13 protein-coding genes and 1 tRNA gene are annotated in these 20183 nt (G+C 59.1%); 5 read left to right on the top strand and 9 right to left on the bottom strand.

All coding sequences use genetic code 11. The features are described from left to right. Positions 1-171 precede the first annotated feature (171 nt). A tRNA-Met gene (locus QD461_RS20460) sits at positions 172-248 on the top strand. A 294-nt stretch (positions 249-542) separates the two neighbouring features. Here the strand turns inward: QD461_RS20460 and QD461_RS20455 are convergent. Beyond that, entirely contained in the window at positions 543-1436 is an 894-nt protein-coding gene (locus QD461_RS20455; RefSeq protein WP_414089398.1) for a LysR family transcriptional regulator, read from the bottom strand. A 123-nt stretch (positions 1437-1559) separates the two neighbouring features. On the opposite strand from QD461_RS20455, the gene QD461_RS20450 reads away from it, so the two are divergent. Together QD461_RS20450 and QD461_RS20445 are read left to right on the top strand one after the other, a co-directional pair. After that, a complete protein-coding gene (locus tag QD461_RS20450; protein ID WP_414089397.1) occupies positions 1560-2507 on the top strand; it encodes an alpha/beta hydrolase in 948 nt (315 codons plus the stop codon). 53 nt (positions 2508-2560) lie between these two features. Next, positions 2561-3523 carry an alpha/beta hydrolase gene (locus QD461_RS20445; RefSeq protein WP_414089396.1) on the top strand — a complete coding sequence of 321 codons (963 nt, stop codon included), beginning with the start codon at positions 2561-2563 and terminating at the stop codon, positions 3521-3523. Positions 3524-4113: 590 nt separating this feature from the next. On the opposite strand, the gene QD461_RS20440 is transcribed toward QD461_RS20445, so the two are convergent. The 6 genes from QD461_RS20440 to QD461_RS20415 all read right to left on the bottom strand — a co-directional run bounded on the left by QD461_RS20440 (position 4114) and on the right by QD461_RS20415 (position 13603). Next, positions 4114-6471 (bottom strand): hypothetical protein, encoded by a 2358-nt coding sequence (locus tag QD461_RS20440; protein ID WP_414089395.1) that lies wholly within the window; start codon positions 6469-6471, stop codon positions 4114-4116. Positions 6472-6605: 134 nt separating this feature from the next. Then, positions 6606-8255, bottom strand: a complete 1650-nt coding sequence (gene rmuC / locus QD461_RS20435) for a DNA recombination protein RmuC (RefSeq protein ID WP_414089394.1) — start codon at positions 8253-8255, stop codon at positions 6606-6608. Between the two features lie 152 nt (positions 8256-8407). Further along, complete coding sequence (locus QD461_RS20430; protein WP_414089393.1) at positions 8408-8773, bottom strand: DUF6527 family protein; 366 nt, start codon at positions 8771-8773, stop codon at positions 8408-8410. A 19-nt stretch (positions 8774-8792) separates the two neighbouring features. Beyond that, positions 8793-9986 carry a ThiF family adenylyltransferase gene (locus QD461_RS20425; RefSeq protein ID WP_414089392.1) on the bottom strand — a complete coding sequence of 398 codons (1194 nt, stop codon included), beginning with the start codon at positions 9984-9986 and terminating at the stop codon, positions 8793-8795. Then, on the bottom strand, positions 9961-10218 hold the full coding sequence (locus QD461_RS20420; RefSeq protein WP_414089391.1) for a multiubiquitin domain-containing protein: 258 nt from the start codon (positions 10216-10218) through the stop codon (positions 9961-9963). The genes QD461_RS20425 and QD461_RS20420 overlap by 26 nt, the downstream gene beginning before the upstream one ends. Before the next feature lie 49 nt (positions 10219-10267). After that, on the bottom strand, positions 10268-13603 hold the full coding sequence (locus QD461_RS20415; RefSeq protein WP_414089405.1) for a TM0106 family RecB-like putative nuclease: 3336 nt from the start codon (positions 13601-13603) through the stop codon (positions 10268-10270). 349 nt (positions 13604-13952) lie between these two features. On the opposite strand from QD461_RS20415, the gene QD461_RS20410 reads away from it, so the two are divergent. Together QD461_RS20410 and dgt are read left to right on the top strand one after the other, a co-directional pair. Continuing rightward, complete coding sequence (locus tag QD461_RS20410; protein ID WP_414089390.1) at positions 13953-14657, top strand: helix-turn-helix transcriptional regulator; 705 nt, start codon at positions 13953-13955, stop codon at positions 14655-14657. A gap of 173 nt (positions 14658-14830) precedes the next feature. Continuing rightward, positions 14831-16174 carry a dGTP triphosphohydrolase gene (gene dgt, locus QD461_RS20405; protein WP_414089389.1) on the top strand — a complete coding sequence of 448 codons (1344 nt, stop codon included), beginning with the start codon at positions 14831-14833 and terminating at the stop codon, positions 16172-16174. A 413-nt stretch (positions 16175-16587) separates the two neighbouring features. On the opposite strand, the gene QD461_RS20400 is transcribed toward dgt, so the two are convergent. Together QD461_RS20400 and QD461_RS20395 are read right to left on the bottom strand one after the other, a co-directional pair. Continuing rightward, positions 16588-17403 carry a hypothetical protein gene (locus QD461_RS20400; protein WP_414089388.1) on the bottom strand — a complete coding sequence of 272 codons (816 nt, stop codon included), beginning with the start codon at positions 17401-17403 and terminating at the stop codon, positions 16588-16590. 3 nt (positions 17404-17406) lie between these two features. Further along, a complete protein-coding gene (locus QD461_RS20395) occupies positions 17407-19686 on the bottom strand; it encodes an AAA family ATPase (RefSeq protein WP_414089387.1) in 2280 nt (759 codons plus the stop codon). Positions 19687-20183 lie beyond the last annotated feature (497 nt).

Below are 20183 nucleotides of genomic sequence, written 5' to 3'. Positions count from 1 at the left end.
TGCCAGGTCTGCCAAACGCAACTTCAATGCAAAAACATCTTCTCATCACATCCGCGATAAACCCAAAAGGTTTATGCTCAAACGGCAAGGCCGTGCTACAATAGGCCGCTCTCGCGGCCTTTGTCGCTTCTAAGGTGACGCGATAAGCCCCAAGCGGACTTACGCTGGTAACGCGGGGTGGAGCAGCCCGGTAGCTCGTCAGGCTCATAACCTGAAGGCCGCAGGTTCAAATCCTGCCCCCGCAACCAAATCACATCACTGTCATACATATCGCTGGCGCGAACTCTGCAGCAGTAATCGCAAAGCACAAAACTACGATGCAGTACGCCAAAGCACTCTGGTCATCGGCCCTAAATCCCCATAATAAAACACAAATTCTAAAATCACCTGTTGTGAAGCGGATGCACGTAGTCGCAAGGTGCGTGTGTCGATCAGCGCAATTAAGCGGAATCAATTTCCTTAGAGTGATACAGTTTATTACCTGCCAGGATCATTGGAATCTTCCGGATTGGCCGGAATGCGACAAAAGCTGCCATCCGATTTCATGCTCGGTATCTCACGCCTTCAACAAACAGGCTGAACGCCGGGGATGAGTGACGTCTGCTCGGGTAGTAGAGGTGATAGCCGGGAAGCGGCGGCGTGCTGTCGGCCAGAACTCTGACTAAGCGACCGCTGGCGAGATGTTCAGTGACCTGATCGAGCGGCATGTACGCCAGTCCCATACCATCAATTGCCGCATCAAGGATCAGCTCGATCGTGTTGAAGACCAGTGGACCATCAACATGCACCTTGATCTCACGCTCGCCCACGATGAAACGCCACGCATTTAGGACGCCTGTCGTGGGCAGACGCAAGTTGATAGCTCGGTGATTGATGAGTTGCTCGGGGTTTTCCGGAAAGGCATACTTTTCGAAGTACGCAGGTGAGCCGACGATGGCCATTGGAATATCCGGGCTCATGCGCACCGCGATCATGTCCTTGGCTACCTGTTCCCCGAGCCGGACCCCGGCATCAAAGCGGTCGGCAACAACGTCAACCAGACCATAATCGACGATCACCTCGACATTGATGTCTGGATATTTGGCCAGCAGCCGCGTCAGCGCGGGCCGGATGATGGTCTTTGCCGCATGCTCCACCGATGTGATGCGGATCGTTCCGGCTGGCCGGTCTCGGAACTCGCTGAGATCGGCGAAGCTTTGATCGAGTTCCCGGAGCATAGGTGTCAGTGTTCGCACCAGCCGTTCGCCCGCTTCTGTTGGCGCAACGCTGCGGGAGGTTCGCGCTAGTAGCCTGACTCCCAGCCGCTCTTCCAGACGGCGTACGATACCGCTGAGTGCCGATTGTGATAGCCCAAGCTTCAATGCGGCCCGCGTAAAATTCCGTTCTTCGGCCACCACGACGAACGCCGTCAGGTCTGCCATATCCTGGCGATCCATCAATCACCTCAGTGATAGGTTCATGCATTTCTCTATCATGGAATGATAGTCGGGTGAGCAGTATATTTCCAGTCATCCGCTGCTGGCGCGGTGAAGACCAGATCAGAACAAGAGGAGATGACAATGGGTAAGATCAGTTTCGTGAACTCGAATAACCCTGAAATCACCATGTCGGCGTTCATCAATTTCCCCGCAGGCTTTAGCGAAAGCGGCAAGTATCCAGCCGTCGTAGTCTCCCATCCGGGCGGCGGCGTGAAGGAACAGACCGCCGGAACTTATGCTCGCAAGCTTGCCGAAGCAGGGTTCGTCACGGTCGCCTATGATGCGTCCTATCAGGGCGAAAGCGGCGGAGAACCGCGCCAACTCGAGAACCCCTACATCCGCACCGAAGACGTCAGTGCTGTCATCGACTATCTGACGACGCTTCCCTACATCGACCAGGCTCGAATTGGCGCTATGGGAATCTGCGCGGGTGCCGGTTACACCGCCAACGCCGCGATCCAGGATCGCCGTATCAAGGCCGTCGGCACGATCAGCGCCGTCAACATCGGTTCGATGTTCCGCAACGGCTGGGAGAATAACGTCAAGGATATCGACGCTCTCCCTTATATCGAGGCCGGATCGAACGCTCGCACTGCTGATGCAGCGAGCGCCACGAAGGGTCAGATGCCGCTCGCTCCTTTGAAGGAAGAAGATGCGCCGAACGAGGAACTGCGACAAGCCTGGGAATACTACCATACGCCTCGCGCGGAATGCCCGACCGCTCCGGGCTTCGCGACGCTGCGCAGCCTGAACCAGATCATCACCTACGACGCCTATCACATGGCCGAGGTCTACCTGACGCAGCCGCTCCAGATCATCGTCGGGAGCAAGGCCGGCAGCAAATGGATGAGCGATGATCTCATGCGGCGTGCCGCCTCCTCGGACAGGAAGCTCTATGTCGTCGAGGGAGCGAACCACATGGAGCTGTATGACGGCGAGAAGTACGTCGATGAGGCGGCCTCGGTTCTGGCACCATTCTTCCGGGAGAAGCTTGTTGCCAACACCGCAGCGCGCCAAGCCGCTGAGTAACGGCAATACGATATCAACGAGAGCAAAACGCTCCAGATGAACAGGAGAGTCAAATGGAAAGCGTGACCATTCGCAACCCCGGAATGTATTGGGACATCGCCGCGAACATTCACTTCCCGCCGGACTTCAACGCAGGGAAGCAGTATCCGGCCGTAATTTCGAACCATCCCATCGGTAGCTGCAAGGAACAGACCTCCGGCAACGTCTACGGCGCGGCGCTAGCAAAAGCGGGTTTCGTCGTCATAGTTCCGGATGCCAGCTTCCAGGGCGGCAGCGGCGGCCAACCGCGCTGGATCGAAGACCCCGAGCAGCGGGTGAAGGACTATCGTGATGTCATCGACTACGCCCAGTCCTTGCCCTACGTCGATGCCAACAGGATCGGCATCCTCGGTATCTGCGGTGGTGGTGGCTACTCGATCAAGGCCGCCATCATCGACAAGCGCATCAAGGCGCTGGTCAGCATCACTGGCGTCAACTTTGGACGTCTGATGCGAGAAGGCTTCAGCAACTTCGACCCAGTCGGGGCGCTCCAAGGAATGGCCACACAGCGCACGGCCGAGAACGACGGAACAGAAGAGCGCACCAACATCTTCCTGCCCGCCAGTGTCGAAGAGGGCAAGGCCGCGGGCATCACCGACATAGATGTGCTGGAAGCGACGGACTACTACCGCCACCGATGCCCGGCTGTTGGGTCGGGTACGAGGATGCTGGTCTCGCATGCCACTTCGGCCGTCGCGTGGGACGCCTTCGCGTTCGCTGAAACGCTGCTGACCCAGCCGATGATGCTGGTGTTCGGCGACAAGCCTGGGGGCTTCGGTGCCTATCGTGACGGGATGGAAATCTATGGTCGCGCCGCATCGAAGAACAAGGAGCTGGTCGTGGTCGAAGGTTGGTCGCACTACGACCTGTACGACAACCCTGTCCCCACCGGCATTGCGCTGGACCGCGTAATCCCCTTCTTAAAATCGCACCTTGATGAAGCCTCAGTGTCCGGTTTTGCCAAAGCCGCAGAGTAAGCTGGTCGGGCACGGTCACCATTTGAGAGCCGTGCCCGCGGGCTTCTGCGGCGGAAATCGCGTAAAATCGGCTGTCTTGGAAGGGTTCGGCTCCGGCAAGGGTGTCGTGGCAGAATTCTGAGATTGAACCGGTGGTAGGGGAGGGCTGTCGGCCGGACCGCTTCGACAAGTGCCAGTCCACTCAATCAGGCAGTTGAGTCCACTGAACCAGGGTGAAAAACGGCCCAAAAGCCCGGATTTCCGGGCGAATCCACCGATCCAGGAAGATCGACATAGCGAATTTGCGCCTCGAAATCTATCACTATCGATACTTGATACTTATCGATGGTTAGCGTTCGCGCTTCAGGTCATCACAGCTGACAGAAGCTAGTGGCTCATTGGCTTCTGCGATAGAAAAGAAAAGCGTTAATTCATATGGTTAACGAGACGAAAACGCCACCAGATTCCGCCAAGTTGGCAGTAAGGACGCGCTGAATGAGACCATAGGCAATCGAGGCAGACCGAACCTGCCAGCCGACGCGACGGCAAGCTCGGCCGACCACTGACCGAACCGCTTTCTAAGCGGAGTTCCCGCCGATCGCTGTTCCGGCCTATGCCGCCTCCCAGACCTGGTTCAGGATTTTTGCCGCGAGCGCCGCCTTATCCTGCGGCAGAAACCGGCCATAGTGCTGCTGCACAACATCCGGCGTATCCCGGATCGCATAGCTCGCCTGCTCGTAGGATCCTGTCTGCTTGAGGATATGCGTCGCCAGAATATCGCGGACATTGTGCGGGCCGTGCGGCAGCAGGCCCTTGATGGCGCCGCGACCGGTATAAGGATTATAGATCCCGTATCGTTGGATGATGGTCCGCCAGGCCTCATAGAAGGTCGTGGAGTCGTAAGCGGCGTCGGTGCTGGTCGTCTTGACCGTCTTCACGAACAAGGTGCCGGGATCCTTCGCGCCGGCGAGCAGCACGCCGCGATGCCGGTCGATATAGGCGTTCAGGTATTTGTAGAGATCGAGCAGGTCGGGCAGGATCAGCCGGAAGGGCTTTTGCCCGAAGAAGGACGAGCCGGAATTCTTGAAGGCGACGGACGGGATGAGCACTTCCCAACCGCGCTCGCGGTCGCTCCAGCGCAGCTCGCCGCACTTCATGTCTTCCAGCCGGCGCTCGGCCGTCGGAAAATGACCGCGCGGGCAGACACGCAGCTGGCGGAGGTTCTTCTGCCGTAGCCCCAGATGAAGTCCGAGCCGCAGCATCAAGAACGAGCGGACGGCTTCCGCCGCCGGCCGCGGATAGAGATTTTCGTCCGGCATGCGCTTCAGGATCTCGTCGGTGATCTTGCGATACTCCGCCAACGGACTGTCTGCCTCCAGGATCACCATGATCGGCTCGAACGGATCGCGATGCACCCGCATGACCCGCTGGACTTCCTTCGACCGATTGGCAGCATGCCGGTGAAATGCGTCGCAGGCGCCGTGCCAGTCGCGCGAAGCGAATTCGATCTCCTCCGGCGCGATCAGACCCTCGATCGGTCGAACATTCTTCATAAGCTCCGGATGCTGTCGGATCCAGCCGACCTCGGCGCGGGTGAGGGCTTGTGCCACCATCAGCATGTCTTCCTCCCATTTGGTGTAGAAGCCGCGCCGCTGCTCGCGCCATTGCAAATACCAGTCCCACACGCCCGGGAAGATCAGCAGACCGAAGGTTAGCTGGCTGAGCGGGACGCCGCGGCCCTTGACGATGCCGGCGGGCGAGGCGGCGAGCGCCCCGAACATCAGTCCGAGATGCTCGATCTTCTGCGATGCCGTTTCCTCGCCCCAAACACCGTTGCGCTGAAACCCGATCGCCGTCAGTGTCGAGGTCTTGAAGCGGATCAGGTCCGCCATCTCCATCGCCAGCCGTGGCGGCGCGTCGACCACGCCGGACAGAAGGTCCGGATCCTCGAAGGATTCGTCCGCACTGCGACTGGCGCCGCTGGCCGGCACGGGCGATCGGGGAGACAGTGATCCGCCGCCATAGGCGATGCCGGGAAAGCGGATGACATAACGTTGCTTGCTGGCCGCCGCCTGGTAGCGGCGATAATCGGTCGAACCGGAGATGATGATACGCCGCACCCAGTCGATGATCTGCTCGCGCTTGGAAAAGGGAAGGCTGCCAAAATCGTCCGGCAGATGCCAGGCCAATCGCCGCCGCTCGGCAGGACTGATATCGCCAAGGTCGTGACCATTGAGCGAGCGCGACTGATGCGGAAGCTTAGCCTTGAAATATCCTGGCGTCAGTCGGTAGCGCCGCTCAATACGGGTGAGGACATCGAAACTGGCAATCGATCTCGGTGCGCGTTCACTCTGCATCCACGACAAGAGCGTCTTGTGGTCGAAAGTCTCCCCGAGACGAATGATCGCGCGATAGAGCTGCCAGTAACTGTCGCCGAAGCGGCGCATCTGGTAGACGAGCGCGTCCTGAAAACTCTCGGGGTCGTCCGCCGCTTCAAACAGCGGCTCCGGAAATTCCTCGATCGGTTTTGGCTGCGGGCCTGGCGATGCTGAGGCGGATTGAGTCGGTGTGTTGTCGCTGCCCACCCGTTGCGGCTTGCGGGTGGAGGATGCGGTCGGTGCTCGCGTCCGATCATTGGGTTTGGTCGGTTTTAGTTTCGGCTCTGAATGCCGAACGTCTTCGGCCGCGGGCGGCAGGCGGAGCCATCGGAGGATGGCGTCGAGGGCGGGGCGCAGCTGGTTTTTCAGTTCCGGTGTCATCTCGTCATCGATCCCGCAGGCTTCGCCGACAGTTGTCCAGTCGATGCGGCCGTTCTGCGTAGGCGGTGACTTGCGGTAGATGATCAGGCTGATGAGGTACGGCCTGATATTCTCCACGACCCGCTTTGATGTGATCGGTACAATGCGCACATCACAGAAATCTGAGATTTTTCGTTGAAAATGGCGTGAGGAAACGTCTTGTTTTGGCATGCTCGCTTTCCGTAGCTATCGGCCCCAATGCTGAGGGCGAGCGGAAATAAAAGCTGTCCTTTAAAAAACCATGTATCCCCGGTCCGGCCCTCCTCAAGCAGCGCAGCCGGATGCGCGTTGACAAGCGTCGAAATTCAAGCCGACAGTTTTCCGTCAGCCTCGGCATCACCGTCGTCGAAACCAAGGTCCTCTTCCAGCGTCTCGATCAAGACCTGCGCATCGTTTGCAGGCAGGATTTCAACGTTGCGCAGCTTACGGTTGATGGCGCGGCCTCGCACTTCGACGTTATCGATCTGGTTGGACGCTTCCTGCAGCTTCTTCTTGACCTTCTCCAGCACCGGCCCGAACTTGCCGAATTCCTCCTTGACCGCGGAAAGGACCTGCCACACCTCGCTTGACCGCTCCTGGATTGCCAGCGTCCGGAAGCCCATCTGCAGACTGCTGAGGATGGCGGTAAGCGTTGTCGGTCCGGCGACCGTCACTCGATAGGATCGTTGCAGCTCGTCGCACAGGCCGGGGCGGCGGATGATTTCTGCGTAAAGCCCTTCCGTCGGCAGGAAGAGGATAGCGAAATCTGTCGTCTTCGGCGGACGAATGTACTTGCTGGAGATGTCCTTGGCCGAATTCTTAATCCGGGTCTCAAGCGCCTTCGACGCTTCCTCGACTGCGGCGGCGTCCCCGATCTCGGAGGCCGCCTGCAGCCGTTCGTAGTCCTCGATCGGGAATTTCGCGTCAATTGGCAGCAGGCATTCTTCGCTCTCGCCGGAGCCGGGAAGCCTGATTGCGTATTCGACCCGTTCGTTGCCGAATTCGGACGTGGTGGCATTTGCGATATATTGCGCCGGCGTGAGGATCTGCTCGAGCAGGGCTCCAAGCTGTACCTCGCCCCATGACCCGCGTGATTTGACGTTCGTCAGCACGCGCTTCAGGTCGCCGACACCGGTCGCAAGGCTCTGCATTTCACCCAGGCCCTGATGAACCGCTTCGAGGCGTTCGCTGACGATCTTGAATGAGTCTCCGAGCCGCTTGTCGAGCGTACCCTGCAGCTTCTCGTCTACGGTGACGCGCATCTGTTCGAGTTTCTCGCCATTCTCTTTGCGCAAAACACCCAACTGGTTTTCCACGCTTAGCTTCAAAGCTTCGCCAGTCTGCGTGTTCTTCTCGCTCAACGCGTCCAGGCGCTTGCTAAAGTCCTCATGTTGGGCGCGCTGGATGTCAAACATCTGCTGGTTCTGTTCGATCGAGCTCTTGGCAAAGCGGTCCAAGCTAGCTGTAACCGTTTCCGTCAGTGACTTTGTTCGCTCGCCGGCATCGGCTTTCATCGCATCGAGATTCTGGATGACCTGGTCACGAAGTTCGCGGAACGTGGTGAGGAGGGCTTCCTGGTTTTTGGAGAACTGGGTTGCGCTGTCGCTCGCCATCTGGCGAAGCGTCTGGGAAACCTGGTCTAAGTTCTCCTTCTGGTGTTTCGCCGCCTCGGCGGACTGCGTCCGCAAGGTTTCTGCGAGTGCCGTGATGCTCTTTGTGACCTCCTCACGCAAATTCTTGGCGGATGCCGTGCCTTCTTCGCGAGCAGCCCGAAGATCGTCGCGCACATTGCGCTCAATGCGCTCCTGGGCGATTTCCAGGGCGCTCAGCTTTGCCGCTGCGGGATCGGCATCAAGCTTTGCGGCCAGCCGTGAAAAGCGGCTTATGATCACGAAAACAACGAGGAGCGATACGAAAGAGCTGAAGGCGGCCGCGCCCCACAAGCTCCACTGAATGTATTCCTGATCCACGAGCATGGTCCTGCCTGTTTTCCAAACGGGCTACGAGAATCAGTAGCCAACATCTTTAAGAAGAAGGCACGTATTTTGGGCAACCCTCAAGTAGTGGTCCGCTCAATGCTGTGCCTTGTGGATAAATGTTTCTCTCAAGCGTTCGACGCGATCCAATGCTAGCTGCCTATGATAGATTTAAGCCAGCGCCAAACGCGTACCCACCACCCCTCAGCATACAGTTCGGCGTAGTAATGTTCGCGCCGACGCTCCTCGGCCGCGCGGCCGGCGGCAATTTGCTCGGGTGTCCACTCAGCGGACCACTCGATCTTGCCCCGATCGATCCAATAGTGCGACTTGCAAGGACGCTGCCAGTTGCCGATCGACGGTCGAAGCGACGGTCCTTGGGGGTGATCCGTGAAACACCATTCGGTCGGCCCCAGGGGTGTCCGGACCTTTGAACCGCAGCCGCATGCGCACAAGTGCGCGGCAGTCTCGAACTCCTCCGACACATAGAGAACGCCCGGCTCAAGCTGAGCCGGCATAGTGCGCACGCGTTCTAGCTTAATCCTTATCATAGGTATCCCCGGTGAGACTAAGGTCGTCGATCCCGAAGAGCACGTGTCGATACCCCTCGGTGTCTCGATAGAAGCCCCGTATCTGCTTGTAGCGGATCACGGCGAGGCAGGCATTAAGCGCGTTCAGCTCGCCGATCTGGATGTTTGAACGATAGATGTCGTCGGCCGCGTCGGATAGGTCGGCGAGCTTCCGGTCGCGCATCGTTGCACCCTCATCGCGGGGATAGTATGTGGCGCGCAGCATGCCACCAATCGTGCCATGCTTGCGATTGAGACCCATGCCAACGTCGATGAAGGGGATGTTGCGCGAGATGAGCGCGTCGAAGATTCCTGCGCGCGACGAGCCTTTATCAACGCACACGAAGGCGAAGGTCACGCCGTCGAGGCGCTCGGCAGTGTCTTGGTCGATGTAGGTGGCTTCGACTGTCAGCCCGTGCCGAAAATTGTCATAGCGAGCGCCGTAGACGGTGGCTTTCGCCGTCCGAAGCTCCCCAGTGGCGAAGCGACCCGGGGAGCGAAACGCCGTGTGGACATGGTAGGTGTCGCCATCAAACGCGCGGATATTGGGCACCGGCGTCTTGACCAGAAGATCGAGTAGATAGGCGCCGGTGCCGCCAAGTCCGATGATGGCCACCGTCTCGCCGGCGAACTCGGTGTTCAAGTCGCCAATCTGCGCGCGCGACGTCAGCGTGTCCTGAAGCTTGAATATTGGGTCGGGCTCGAAGGCTTCGACCACCCGATAGGTGAGGGGTGTCGCGGTGGGATGCCGCTCGATCGCAGGTCCGGAGATAATTGATACGTAGCTTTCAATCTTGGCGTAAAAATCAAGGAAGCTGCCTTGGGGCATCGGCTTGTTAGAGAACGACCGCTGGACGACAACATCGGCGCACACGCTACTCAGTCGGATCCTCGTCTCACCGCCGCCGAGGTTGCGGATGGGTGAGCCATCAAGCTGATGGGGATGGCCGCCGGCAAAGTAGATCTGGTGGTCATCCTGCTGAACGTGCTCCTGGTCAATGAATACGAGCTTGGCGACGATCGCGCCGCTCTGCAGTGCGCCTTGCCGATCGAGATAGGGGATGTCACGCACGACGAGGCAATTGCTGTCGAACGCGACCGCATAGCCGCGCTCGACGAGCCGAGCGAGGTCGGCGTTACGACTGACCAGTTTCCGAAACACTGAAGATCATCCCTTCTTTGACTTTGACCGAGGCGCCCGGCGCCAGCGTACCTTCGGGCTTATTGCCGTGGCCGCGCTTGTAGCGTACCGAGTAGGTGATCTCAGGGTGCTGGGCGTAATCCGGCACCTCGAGCGTCACCACCTCCTCGTAGCTGATGTCGCCCTTGGGCCAATCGTGTTCGGTACCCTCGACGACGATAGTGACCGTCTTGTTCGGCTTGTCGTTAATCATCCGTGCGAATCTCCATGTTCCGATTTAGGCAGTGTCGCACTGGTAGGTGTCAGAAGCTGTCACCCCCGTATTCGCGCAGAATGCAAAGTGCGTTCACCAGCGACATTTCTTCGATCGTTCGGCAGGATGTTTCGAGCAGCAGCGGGCTGGCGAACACCATCGCTGCGGCCTGAGCGCGCGAGACAGCGACGTTGATTCGGTTCAGCGAGAATAGAAAAGAGATGTCGCGCGGTAGTTCCTCGCCGCTCGATGTCGTCATAGACATGAGACAGATTGGCGCCTCCTGACCTTGGAACCGGTCGACAGTGCCGACCCGCACCGCGCCCGGAAGTGCAGCGCGGAGGGCGTTCACCTGCGCATTGTAAGGAGCAACGACAAGGATGTCGGCGTTTCCGATGATACGCTCGCGGCCATCGCGATCACGATAAGTCGCGCCCTCGACCTCCGCTATCCGGGCCATGATCGCTTGGATTTCCTCGGGGCTCACCTGAGACCGACCGGCATGTGTGACGGCGCGCATGCCGGCACCCAGGAGATCGATACCAGTGCGCGAGACGAGCGTCTGACTGCGCGCCGCGTCGTCGCTGCGGAGCCGCCCCTCGTAGGCGGCCGTCGAAATGAAACCGCAGACCCGTGGGTGCATTCGGCGGCTGACGGGAATGAAAATACCGCGGTCATTGGGTACTACTCGATGCCCATCGATCAGATATTCGAGGCACGAACGTCCGCTGTCGCCGGGATGGGTGCCCTGCAGGGGTTGGGGCAGCTGCATTGGATCGCCGACTAGCACGATGTTGCGGCTGGACCTTGCCATGGCGAGGATGTTGGCAAGGGAGACTTGGCCAGCCTCGTCGACCAGCAAATAATCAAATGCTGCGTCGCTGTATCGGGCGAAATGCCACGCAGTTGCGCCGACAACATGAGCGGATGCGATCTCAGGCGCGTCATTATCGCTCACAAAAACAATGCCAGGATAGGCTTCATCTTCGCCGTCGTCAGACGTTTTCTGAACGAGTCGGCAGGTCATTCCCTCCGCCCGTGCTCGGTCTGCCACCGCCTTCAGCAAATTGCCAATCGCCTTATGGCTGTTCGAGGACACGGCGACACGCTTGCCTGTCCGGACAAGGTCTACGATCGCGAGCGCACTAACATACGTCTTGCCGCTCCCCGGCGGTCCCTGGATTGCGAGCGTAGAATCCGCCATTGCAGCGATCGCGCCGCTTGTTTCGACGGATAGGTCGCCGTCCCCTGAAATCACACCAGGGGACCGCAAACCGTCCACGAACCGGGGTCGGGAGCGGGTGAGTATGTCCTCGATGGCAGGGACGCGGCCCGTGTTGGCAATGATTTCCTCGGTTACTGCCGCGATCGCGTCCTTCAGGACGCTATTGCGCAGAGGCCTCGGCGGCAAAAGGTCAAGGCGATCGGGTAGAGGGCCTTTCGCGATCGAGCGGCGCAATACCAGCGTGTTCGTATCGTGGTCGATCGATCGCAGGTTAACGTCTTCAGGCATAGCGGCCGGCTTCAAACATGGGCTCTTGCCGGCACGTAGCTTCGTCTCCTGCTGTGGGAACCGATATGTCCGTTCGAAGGACTGCTTCGTGACCTGCACAGGCTCGCTTACGGCCTCCAGTCCTTGGATGCATTCGAGGTCGTCGAGTAGTTCCTCGCTTTCCTGCGCGAGGCGGTCGAAGATCGCCCAATAAGCCGGCTTGTCCTCGCGCTTGTGGAATTGGCTGAGGTCAAGTAGCAGATCGGCCACCTGGTCGCCGAGGCGCTCTCTCACTGGCTCCAGTTTGGCCCGTAGGACTCTGATCTCCTCATCCTCTGCCTCGATATTTGAGAGTGATCCGCCTTCGGGCACCTCGCCAAGGACTGGCCAAGCCATTCCCGTCGGGCGGACATCGCGGACAAGCCAATCGCGAAGCAATTGTGTCGAGATGCAGTCTGTACGATTGTAGTCGTGGATTTCGTCGAGCAGGCGCTGCTCGCCGGTGTGGCGCCACTCCTCGTAGAAGACGACGCTGCTCCCGGCGGTCGCGACGTCACCCGCACGCTTCTTCATGTAGAACGCCTCGAGATCTTTGATAGAGTAGCCCTTCTCCGATGCGATCATGGCGCCAGAAACAACCTTGAACAGATCGACAAAGCGCCGCTCGCGCTGGAGTTGATCTATCGCGGCCTCGCAGGTGCGATGCTGCGCGGTCAGCCGCCGGAGTGCAGCAATCTCGTAGTTTGCATAGTGATATATGTGGGCGTTAGGGTGCCGCCGCATATGCTCGACGAGGAAAGTCAGCAGGTCGGCCACCGAGCGGCCCTCGTCCTCGCGGCTATGAGCCCAAAATGCCCGAAACGCCCACTCATCCTTTTCGCGGTACCAGACGCCGTGAAGGTACTCAAGCCCGCCCGGGAAGTACGGATCGCCCTCGATATCATAGAATACGTCTCCCTCATCAGGGGCCGGCAGGAGACCGAAGCCTTTTCCAGGCTCCGCATTTCGGAGCTCGAAGGCCGGCGGCCCAGCAGCTCGGCGTGCCGACTGCAGGTAAGCCTGGGATACCAACTTGCGTTGAGTTTCGGCCGCCATTTTCGGCACGCGATCTTTGCATACAGCAAGAGCGGCCATCGTGGTAATGCCGACTGCCTCGAGCTTCTGGCGCTGAGACCTGCTGATGCCTGCAACCAGCGCCAGACTGTCGTCGGCGTCCCACTGCTCGGCACAATGGCTACTCCAACGACACAGGGTGCACGCCGACACGGGTTCGGACCGGGTCTCGGGGCGCTCCGTGAGAAACACCTCCAGCATCCGCCGAGCGTGGCGTGCATAGGCCGATACTTCCGAAAGCCGGACAGTGAAGCGGCTACCGTCGCCCAACTGGAGGTGGGCGGCCTCTGGCGCCACGCCCTGTACTTTTTCAATGAGATCACTGTACAAACAGAGTTGGAGGACATGCTTTGGATCAGGCTTCCGCTTCAGCTTGGTGTCGACAACCTCGTACGACCATGCGCCGAGGTTGGAAGGTCTTTCGACGCGTTCAAGGAAGTCGCTGTAACCGCCCCATGCGCCATCGAGCAACGCGCCCTGGTAAATGATGTCGGGGCCAGTCCTCATCGCCTCGAGCGTCAGGCGTACCGACTCTTCGAGTGAAATGTTGTCCTTCGGAATCTCGACGACGCTATGGCCGTCCGCCTTCAGCCTACCTAGGAATGCAAGTTCGTGATCATCGCCCTGCTTCTGGAGTAGCTCGGCTTCAGGGCCGTCTTCATCGGGCTTAAGGTCGCCAACTTCGATCAAACGTAAATCCAAAGCCGTCGCATGGCGGCAGCCCTTGAACCGCATGAGATCCGACGCACTCAGTCGTAACAAGTCCCCAATCAATCGCATGCGCAATCTCCTTTCTTCCGCTATAGCTGAAAAGGGCGACAAAAGCTGTCATGGTGATTCTATGTCTTTCGCAAAGGCTCAGGAGCTTCTTAAGCTAGCGATGATGGCGACTCGCCGAGGGGGCGTCTCACTAGAGGAAATCATCGAAGAGTTCGGTTGCGTGCATCGGTCAGCCCAGCGCATGACGGTCGCATTGGAGGCTGCATTTCCCCAGACGCAGTCTGATGATGGCGACGATCGCAAGCGCCGTTGGCGAATCCCGGCACGGGCGATCGCACCGCTCTTGACCCCCTCGGCTGAGGAGCTCGCTGCGTTAAATACTGCAATCACGGAACTTGATAGGGCTGGAATGAAGCCTGAAGCAGGTACGGTCCGCGAACTCGAGCGAAAGATCCGGGCGCTTATCCCGCCGGAGGCGGGGACGAGGCTCGCGGTCGATGAGGAAGCGCTGCTCGAAGCCTTAGGACACGCGGCCCGACCGGGACCGCGCCCTGCTGTCAGCAGTGAGGTCGACGCGGCAATCTCTGAAGCGCTCAAGGGGCCGTTCCTGCTGCGGATATCTTACCGCAAGCGCAAACAGGACAAGCCGACTGAACGGGTGATTGCGCCGCACGGCCTGCTTCTTGGGGTGCGTCGCTACTTGGTCGCGAGGGACACGGCAAAGAAGCCCGGAGCACCGTTGCAGCACTACCGCGTCGAGGAAATCTACTCGGCCGAGGTACTCGACGAGAGCTTCGATCTCGATCCCGGTTTCAACATCAGCAGGCACGCGGAGAAGGGCTTCGGGTCGTACGAGAGCGCCGCAGAGCACGGCGACGTCGTATGGCGGTTCTCGCCGGACGCCGCGCCCCACGCGCGCCGATTCGTATTCCATCCGACACAGACCATAGAGGAGGAGCCTGACGGCTCGCTGCTTGTGCGCTTCAAGGCGTCCGGCCTCCTCGAGATGTGTTGGCATCTCTACTCTTGGGGAAACTCGGTGGAAGTGCTCCAGCCCGCACGGCTGCGCGAGATGGTGAAAGGGCACCAGCGCAGATTCGACGCGCTGCCGTGAGACGATACCGGGAAAAAGAAATCGCATCCGGCTAAATCTCCTGACGAAGTGAGAACGGAAGCGGCTTGTGAGAGGGCGCGCGCCCGGTAGTATGACTTTGGATATTAGCTTGGCGGCCATCACTGCGGAGGCTATTGATCGGTATGGGAAATCGATAGAGTTGGGGCATGAGAATGGATTGGGAGAAACTGCTCTGCAGTGAACGGCTTGGCGACAAGCATTATGAGCCTAGGCCGAACAGGTCGATCTTCATTCAGGATCATGACCGCATTGTCTTCTCTGCGCCATTCCGGCGACTGGCCAACAAGACCCAGGTCCAACCTCTCTACGAGCATGACCACGTCCACCATCGCCTAATCCATTCCGTCGAAGTCAGTAGCGTCGGAAGATCGCTGGCCATGCGAATTGGTAATTGGCTTGAGGAAACATATCGGATCGCAAGCGGCGAGTCCAACAGCTTGGCTAACATTGTTCAGGCAGCTTGCGTCGCCCACGATATCGGCAATCCCCCCTTTGGCCATTCAGGCGAAGCAGCGATGGGCGACTGGTTCGCGGAGAAGTTCGATGATGCCAAAGGAATCATGGCGGAGGTCGAGGATCAACACCGTTCAGAATTCGTGAGGTTTGAAGGCAACGCACAGGGATTTCGAATTATTTCGCGGCTTGAGATGTACCGCAATGATGGCGGCATGCGCCTGTCGAAGGCAACTTTGGGGGCGTTCACGAAATATCCGACCACTTCTGCCGTCCGCGAGAGCATTGTCGGCAGCGGAGATGTGACATATGTCGGCCTCAAGAAGTTCGGCATCTTCAGTTCGGAAATAGAGCTATTCAAGGAAGCGGCCAATTCGTTGGGGCTTCCTGAGGAAGTGGACCGCATTGGGAATTGGTGGCGTCGGCATCCGCTCGTGTTCATCGTCGAAGCCGCAGACGATATCTGCTACAACATCGTCGATCTTGAGGACGCCTTCACGACTGGTGAGCTCCCATTTGATACGGTCAGAGGGCTGTTGCACGAGGCAGCGAACAACCCGAACCGTGACGTGAGTAGCCTCAGCCCCGCCGAACATATCGCATTATTGCGGGCATTGAGCATTGGGGCCGCAGTGGAGAGTTGCGTTGAGGCCTTCAAGGCGAACTACGATGCCATTATGGCTGGAACGTTCTCTAATTCCCTAGCTGATGCAGGGCCGATGGCCGCTGTCTTCGCAAAAATGAAGACCCTGTCTCGGGACCAGGTCTTCACCGCCCGAAGAAAGACTGAGTTGGAAGTGTCTGGGCGGCGTGTGATAGGCAATGTGATGTCAGGTGTACTTCCTGTTTTCGAAGATCTTTTTAAGGTCAAGTGGGATCAGGATAGGCTTTCCGACCACACACGGCAGCTCGCTAGGGCGCTCGACTTGGACTTGCGGGACGTTACCGATGCCGAGCGTGCTCTGCACGCTCTTGCTGACTTCACGTCGGGTATGACTGATCGATATGCTGTGAGGATCGCGAGGATGCTCAGCGGTATCTAGTGAACGGCGCGCCGGCTTCCTTAACGTGCTGCGTGTGCAGATCATAGATCTTGCTGCGAGCACGTTGGATGGCGAATGAGCGCTGTCGGGGTGCTGCGTGTTATTCCTACCAGCGGTGCGGTCCTGCTAGATTCGAACAGCGTAGCTGCCGATCGCGATCTCTATCCACCAGGGCACTTTGATTAAGTAGAATGTTTCACGTTTTTGGGCAGTCAAGCCCCAGACGTGCACCTGGGAACGTTCTCTGGGCGGAAATAATCTGTTTATGCTACGACAACATTTCTCGTCGGGATTGTTGATGGCAGCAATGCGCCTTCAGTCCGACCGTCGACCGATACTCGCGGCTTCCTCAAAGCCGACATTGCTTATGGTGCATCCTCCGAACTTAGGTCGACCCAACCTGCACGCTGAAGTTAGCGGTACCCTGCGCGACCGCCCGGGATCATGTTGAGCCGCCTAGTATCCTCCCAATGGCCGCGTACCAGCGCTTCCTCTGCTTCGTATAGCGCCTCGACGTCGGTCGTGACGGCCATCACCTTATGGTGGATATAGGTCACCCGCTTAGCCTCTAGTTCCTCCCGCAGCTTGCGGTGGAACAGCAGGTTGCTGCCCTTGCGCATCGCGCGTCGATGCTCGGCCCAACGCGTCTTCCAGCTTCGCGTCGTGATGCCTACGTAGAAGTAGCCATCGACAGGGTAGGAGCCGCCCTCGCCGAAGATATGCTGGTAGAGGACGAACGACTTCTTTGGCCAGCCCTTCGGCGCGATGAGGATTTGCGCAGGTGCCGAGAACAGGATGCTTGGTTCGGTCACGTGCGCCGACGGCAAGTTAATGTCGAACTTGCGCGCCGCGGCCATCAGCGCCGGGTCGGTCACGAGGTCGAGGCGGATCACGGGCGAGAGCATGAGCTCCCCGGCTTGTCGAGGCTTAGCGGACCTATATTCGCGCGCGCCGATCGACACGTCCCGGTGTCCCTCACGCATGCGCTCTTGCGGCGCGACGAACTTCAAGCCGTCACGCATCGCGACCATGTGGAAATCCGGGATGGCGTCGCCAGCTTTGATCCGGATCACGCCACCCGGCTCTCGCGCGCTGTTAAGCCAGAACTTGCCATACTCGGTCTCGCACCAGTGGCGCAGATGCCGTTCGACCTCTCCGCGCAGCTTGTGCATCGGTGAAGGCGTAAGATGCTCCCACCATGCCCTATCGATCCAAACCGGGCCGGCCATCGCCTATCCAGCCGCTGGCTGCTCGGGGCGTTGGGCGGACCCGGCAGATGCAACGGGATAAGCGGCGACTGCGCCCGCATGCGCCACAGCCACTCTGCCCCCTTCCGGTTCGTCCTCGCTGATGCGCATCATCATCCGGTAGCGCGCGCCGTGCCCCGTGCGCTCAAACACCTCTCTGAAGACGCGCAGATAGCCTTGCACAGCATTGTCATCGACGGCGACATAGATATCATCGTGCGAGCTGTGCGATCCGTCATTGATCCACGAGAACAGCGAGGCGCAGATCTGGGCGTCGCGCCCTTCAAAAAGTGCGACGATCTCGTCCTGCTTCAGCCCGCCCAAAACGGTCAGGTAGTTCTCAACGATCCGGCGCATCGTGTTTTGAATCGTGAGGTTCGGTCGATCTGGATTGCGCACCTCATCCCACAGCAGCTCGTAGGAAGTCTTGACCGGGTTGTAATCGTAGCGGGTGAGCGAGGACACATTCTCGCGCTTCCGAACGATCCAAAAGGTCTCGAACGGCCGCGCCCGGCCGCGACGCTCTCGGTCGAAGCTGACCTCCTTGTGAAAGTAGATGTTGTGCGTGAGGACGAACACCTGCCGGACGTTGCCTATATTCTCCCGCACGTCGGATACGACCCCCCGAATCAGCGCACTGACCACGAACAGGACATCGGCGTCGAGGCTCGACACAGGATCGTCGAATACCACGACCTTCTCGACTGCGGTGCCTGTGCTCGAGGTGCTGCCAGCTAGCTGGTGATAGAAGTAGAGGAAGGTGATAAAAGAACGCTCGCCCTCGCTCAACGAGTGTGCCGCCTCGCTCCCGTCCAGTCGCACGATGCGATACATGTCGCCCCGCTCACCGGCCACCTCGAGGCGGAAATTGGAGAAACCATACTGGCCGAGGATCCGATTGATGGAATCGACCGTCGGGCGCACGCTTGTGATCGTTTCCTCGATCGCGGAAAGCTCGCTTCTCAGGTTCGCTCGGCGTGCGGTCTTGTCGGCGATGCTGCGACGCATACCGTCGATCGCGCGCTGGAGATTGCCCACCGTGGCCTTGTAGGTGTCGAGATCCGTGCGACGTTCCTCAACGACGAACCTCCATATGTGCGCGGTCAGCGCCGACTTCGCACTCGCGAGGTTGCGAATGGTGGCGTTATACTGCGCGGTCGCCTCGTTCGCGGCTGCGATCAGGGCGGTGATCGCAGCCGTCAGTTCGGCCGTTGCATCGAGCTCGACTACGCCACTCGGCTCCTTCCGTTTCGCAGTGATGCGTTCTATGTTGAGTTCGAAAGCGGTCTTCAACACCGCGGAGCGTTGGCCGAGGTCCGCCGCATCCACAAACCGATGCGGCGTCGCAATGAGGGCGTCAATGCGGGTGACGACGGCATTGACGGCCTGCTCATAAGACGCGGCGAGAAGGTCGATCGAGGCGAGATCAGCCTCATATTGCTCGTCGAAGAACGCGTTGAGACCATCAAGTAGTCCGGCCGGCGCAGGTTGCTGGCAGAATGGGCATGGGCCGTCGGCCTTGGTCAGATATTTAACGCCCTGCTTCACCCAATCGCTGTTGCCGAGGCGGCCGATGAGAGCGGCCACGATCACATCGTCGCGCCCCACGATGCTGCGGGCGAGGATCGGGGAAGCCTCCAGACCAGCGAGGCGGTCAAAGGAAATCGGCGCGATCGCGATCTCCGGCATCGCGGCATCTTGGAAGACGGTCGCCGCCTCTCCCGTCAGGGCGTCAAGCGTCTTCAACTCCGAAGTGTTGCCCTCCGCCTCGGCCAGCAGCTTCGTGCAGAAGTCGCTCTTCTTACCCCGGAAGCCAGTGAAGGCGTGTACGAAAGCGTCCTTGTGGTCGAGGTGCGACTTCCAGCAGGCCTCGATGAGCGCTGCGCGCGCCGCTGCAAGTTCGGCCTCGCGGCCGCCGGTGCCGTCCTCTCCCACAAGATTCCGGCGAAGGTTGACGATGTCGTTATCAAGTCCTGCGATCTCGCCCGAAAGGCGCTCTATTTCTGCCACCGCCCGTGTCGAATCCTCGCCGAGCGTAAAGATGCCCTGCATTTGGTCGCCGAAGCTGGCCTCCGCGAAATCTCGGTTGAAGACCAGCGTCGCAAGCTCGCGTCCGTCGCGCCAACTGACAGTGTATCCCGCACAGATCGACGGGTCGTGGACCGCGCGCGAGATAGTCGTCTTGCCGCAGGCATTGTGGCCGAACAGGTAGTTGATCTTCTTCAGATCGGTCAGTCGCTCGCCGGCGACCGGATAGGTCGCCACATCGGCGATCTCGATTTCAGTGATCAAGCGAGTTCCCCCAATACCACTCCGCCCGCGATATTATCTCAAGACCATCACATAGTTGACGTGGAAATATCACCAGCCAAAATCCGTCGCGGCGGATCGAAAAGACAACCTTAACTAGCAAGAAAAATATTGGAAATGTAACTAAGAGGCAAGTGGGCCTCATGCTTTTACTGATACTCTGTGGGATGAATATTGCATAATCCTGAGCCAGCCTCGACCCGCGTCTGCTGGGTTCTAGTGCCAACCCGGATTCTGTTCGGGAGGCTGGAACGCGCGGTCTCGGCCCGCTAGCAACATGATCTGCGCACGTGTTACGCAACCAAGTCACGCGGAGGCGAGGCTGCGCACGTTGGTCACGACAATCTTATAGTTCTGATGTTCGTCGCGTGCTGTCCACCGGAGGAGATCGAATCGATACCTCATGTTTCGAATGATCTGTACACTTCTGCTTTATCAGTCTTAATCTTCGG

The sequence above is a fragment of the Rhizobium sp. BR 314 genome (assembly GCF_047445805.1).
Lineage (GTDB): Bacteria > Pseudomonadota > Alphaproteobacteria > Rhizobiales > Rhizobiaceae > Rhizobium > Rhizobium lusitanum_B.
Note: the sequence above shows the minus strand (reverse complement) of the source record. Positions and strands in the feature narration are given on the sequence as shown.

Excerpts from the sequence above, each read along its gene's own strand:
- QD461_RS20455 (WP_414089398.1), bottom strand. The coding sequence starts at position 1,436 with ATGGATCGCCAGGATATGGCAGACCTGACGGCGTTCGTCGTGGTGGCC.
- QD461_RS20450 (WP_414089397.1), top strand. The coding sequence starts at position 1,560 with ATGGGTAAGATCAGTTTCGTGAACTCGAATAACCCTGAAATCACCATG.
- QD461_RS20445 (WP_414089396.1), top strand. The coding sequence starts at position 2,561 with ATGGAAAGCGTGACCATTCGCAACCCCGGAATGTATTGGGACATCGCC.
- QD461_RS20440 (WP_414089395.1), bottom strand. The coding sequence starts at position 6,471 with ATGCCAAAACAAGACGTTTCCTCACGCCATTTTCAACGAAAAATCTCA.
- rmuC (WP_414089394.1), bottom strand. The coding sequence starts at position 8,255 with ATGCTCGTGGATCAGGAATACATTCAGTGGAGCTTGTGGGGCGCGGCC.
- QD461_RS20430 (WP_414089393.1), bottom strand. The coding sequence starts at position 8,773 with ATGCCGGCTCAGCTTGAGCCGGGCGTTCTCTATGTGTCGGAGGAGTTC.
- QD461_RS20420 (WP_414089391.1), bottom strand. The coding sequence starts at position 10,218 with ATGATTAACGACAAGCCGAACAAGACGGTCACTATCGTCGTCGAGGGT.
- QD461_RS20415 (WP_414089405.1), bottom strand. The coding sequence starts at position 13,603 with ATGCGATTGATTGGGGACTTGTTACGACTGAGTGCGTCGGATCTCATG.
- QD461_RS20410 (WP_414089390.1), top strand. The coding sequence starts at position 13,953 with ATGAAGCCTGAAGCAGGTACGGTCCGCGAACTCGAGCGAAAGATCCGG.
- dgt (WP_414089389.1), top strand. The coding sequence starts at position 14,831 with ATGGATTGGGAGAAACTGCTCTGCAGTGAACGGCTTGGCGACAAGCAT.
- QD461_RS20400 (WP_414089388.1), bottom strand. The coding sequence starts at position 17,403 with ATGGCCGGCCCGGTTTGGATCGATAGGGCATGGTGGGAGCATCTTACG.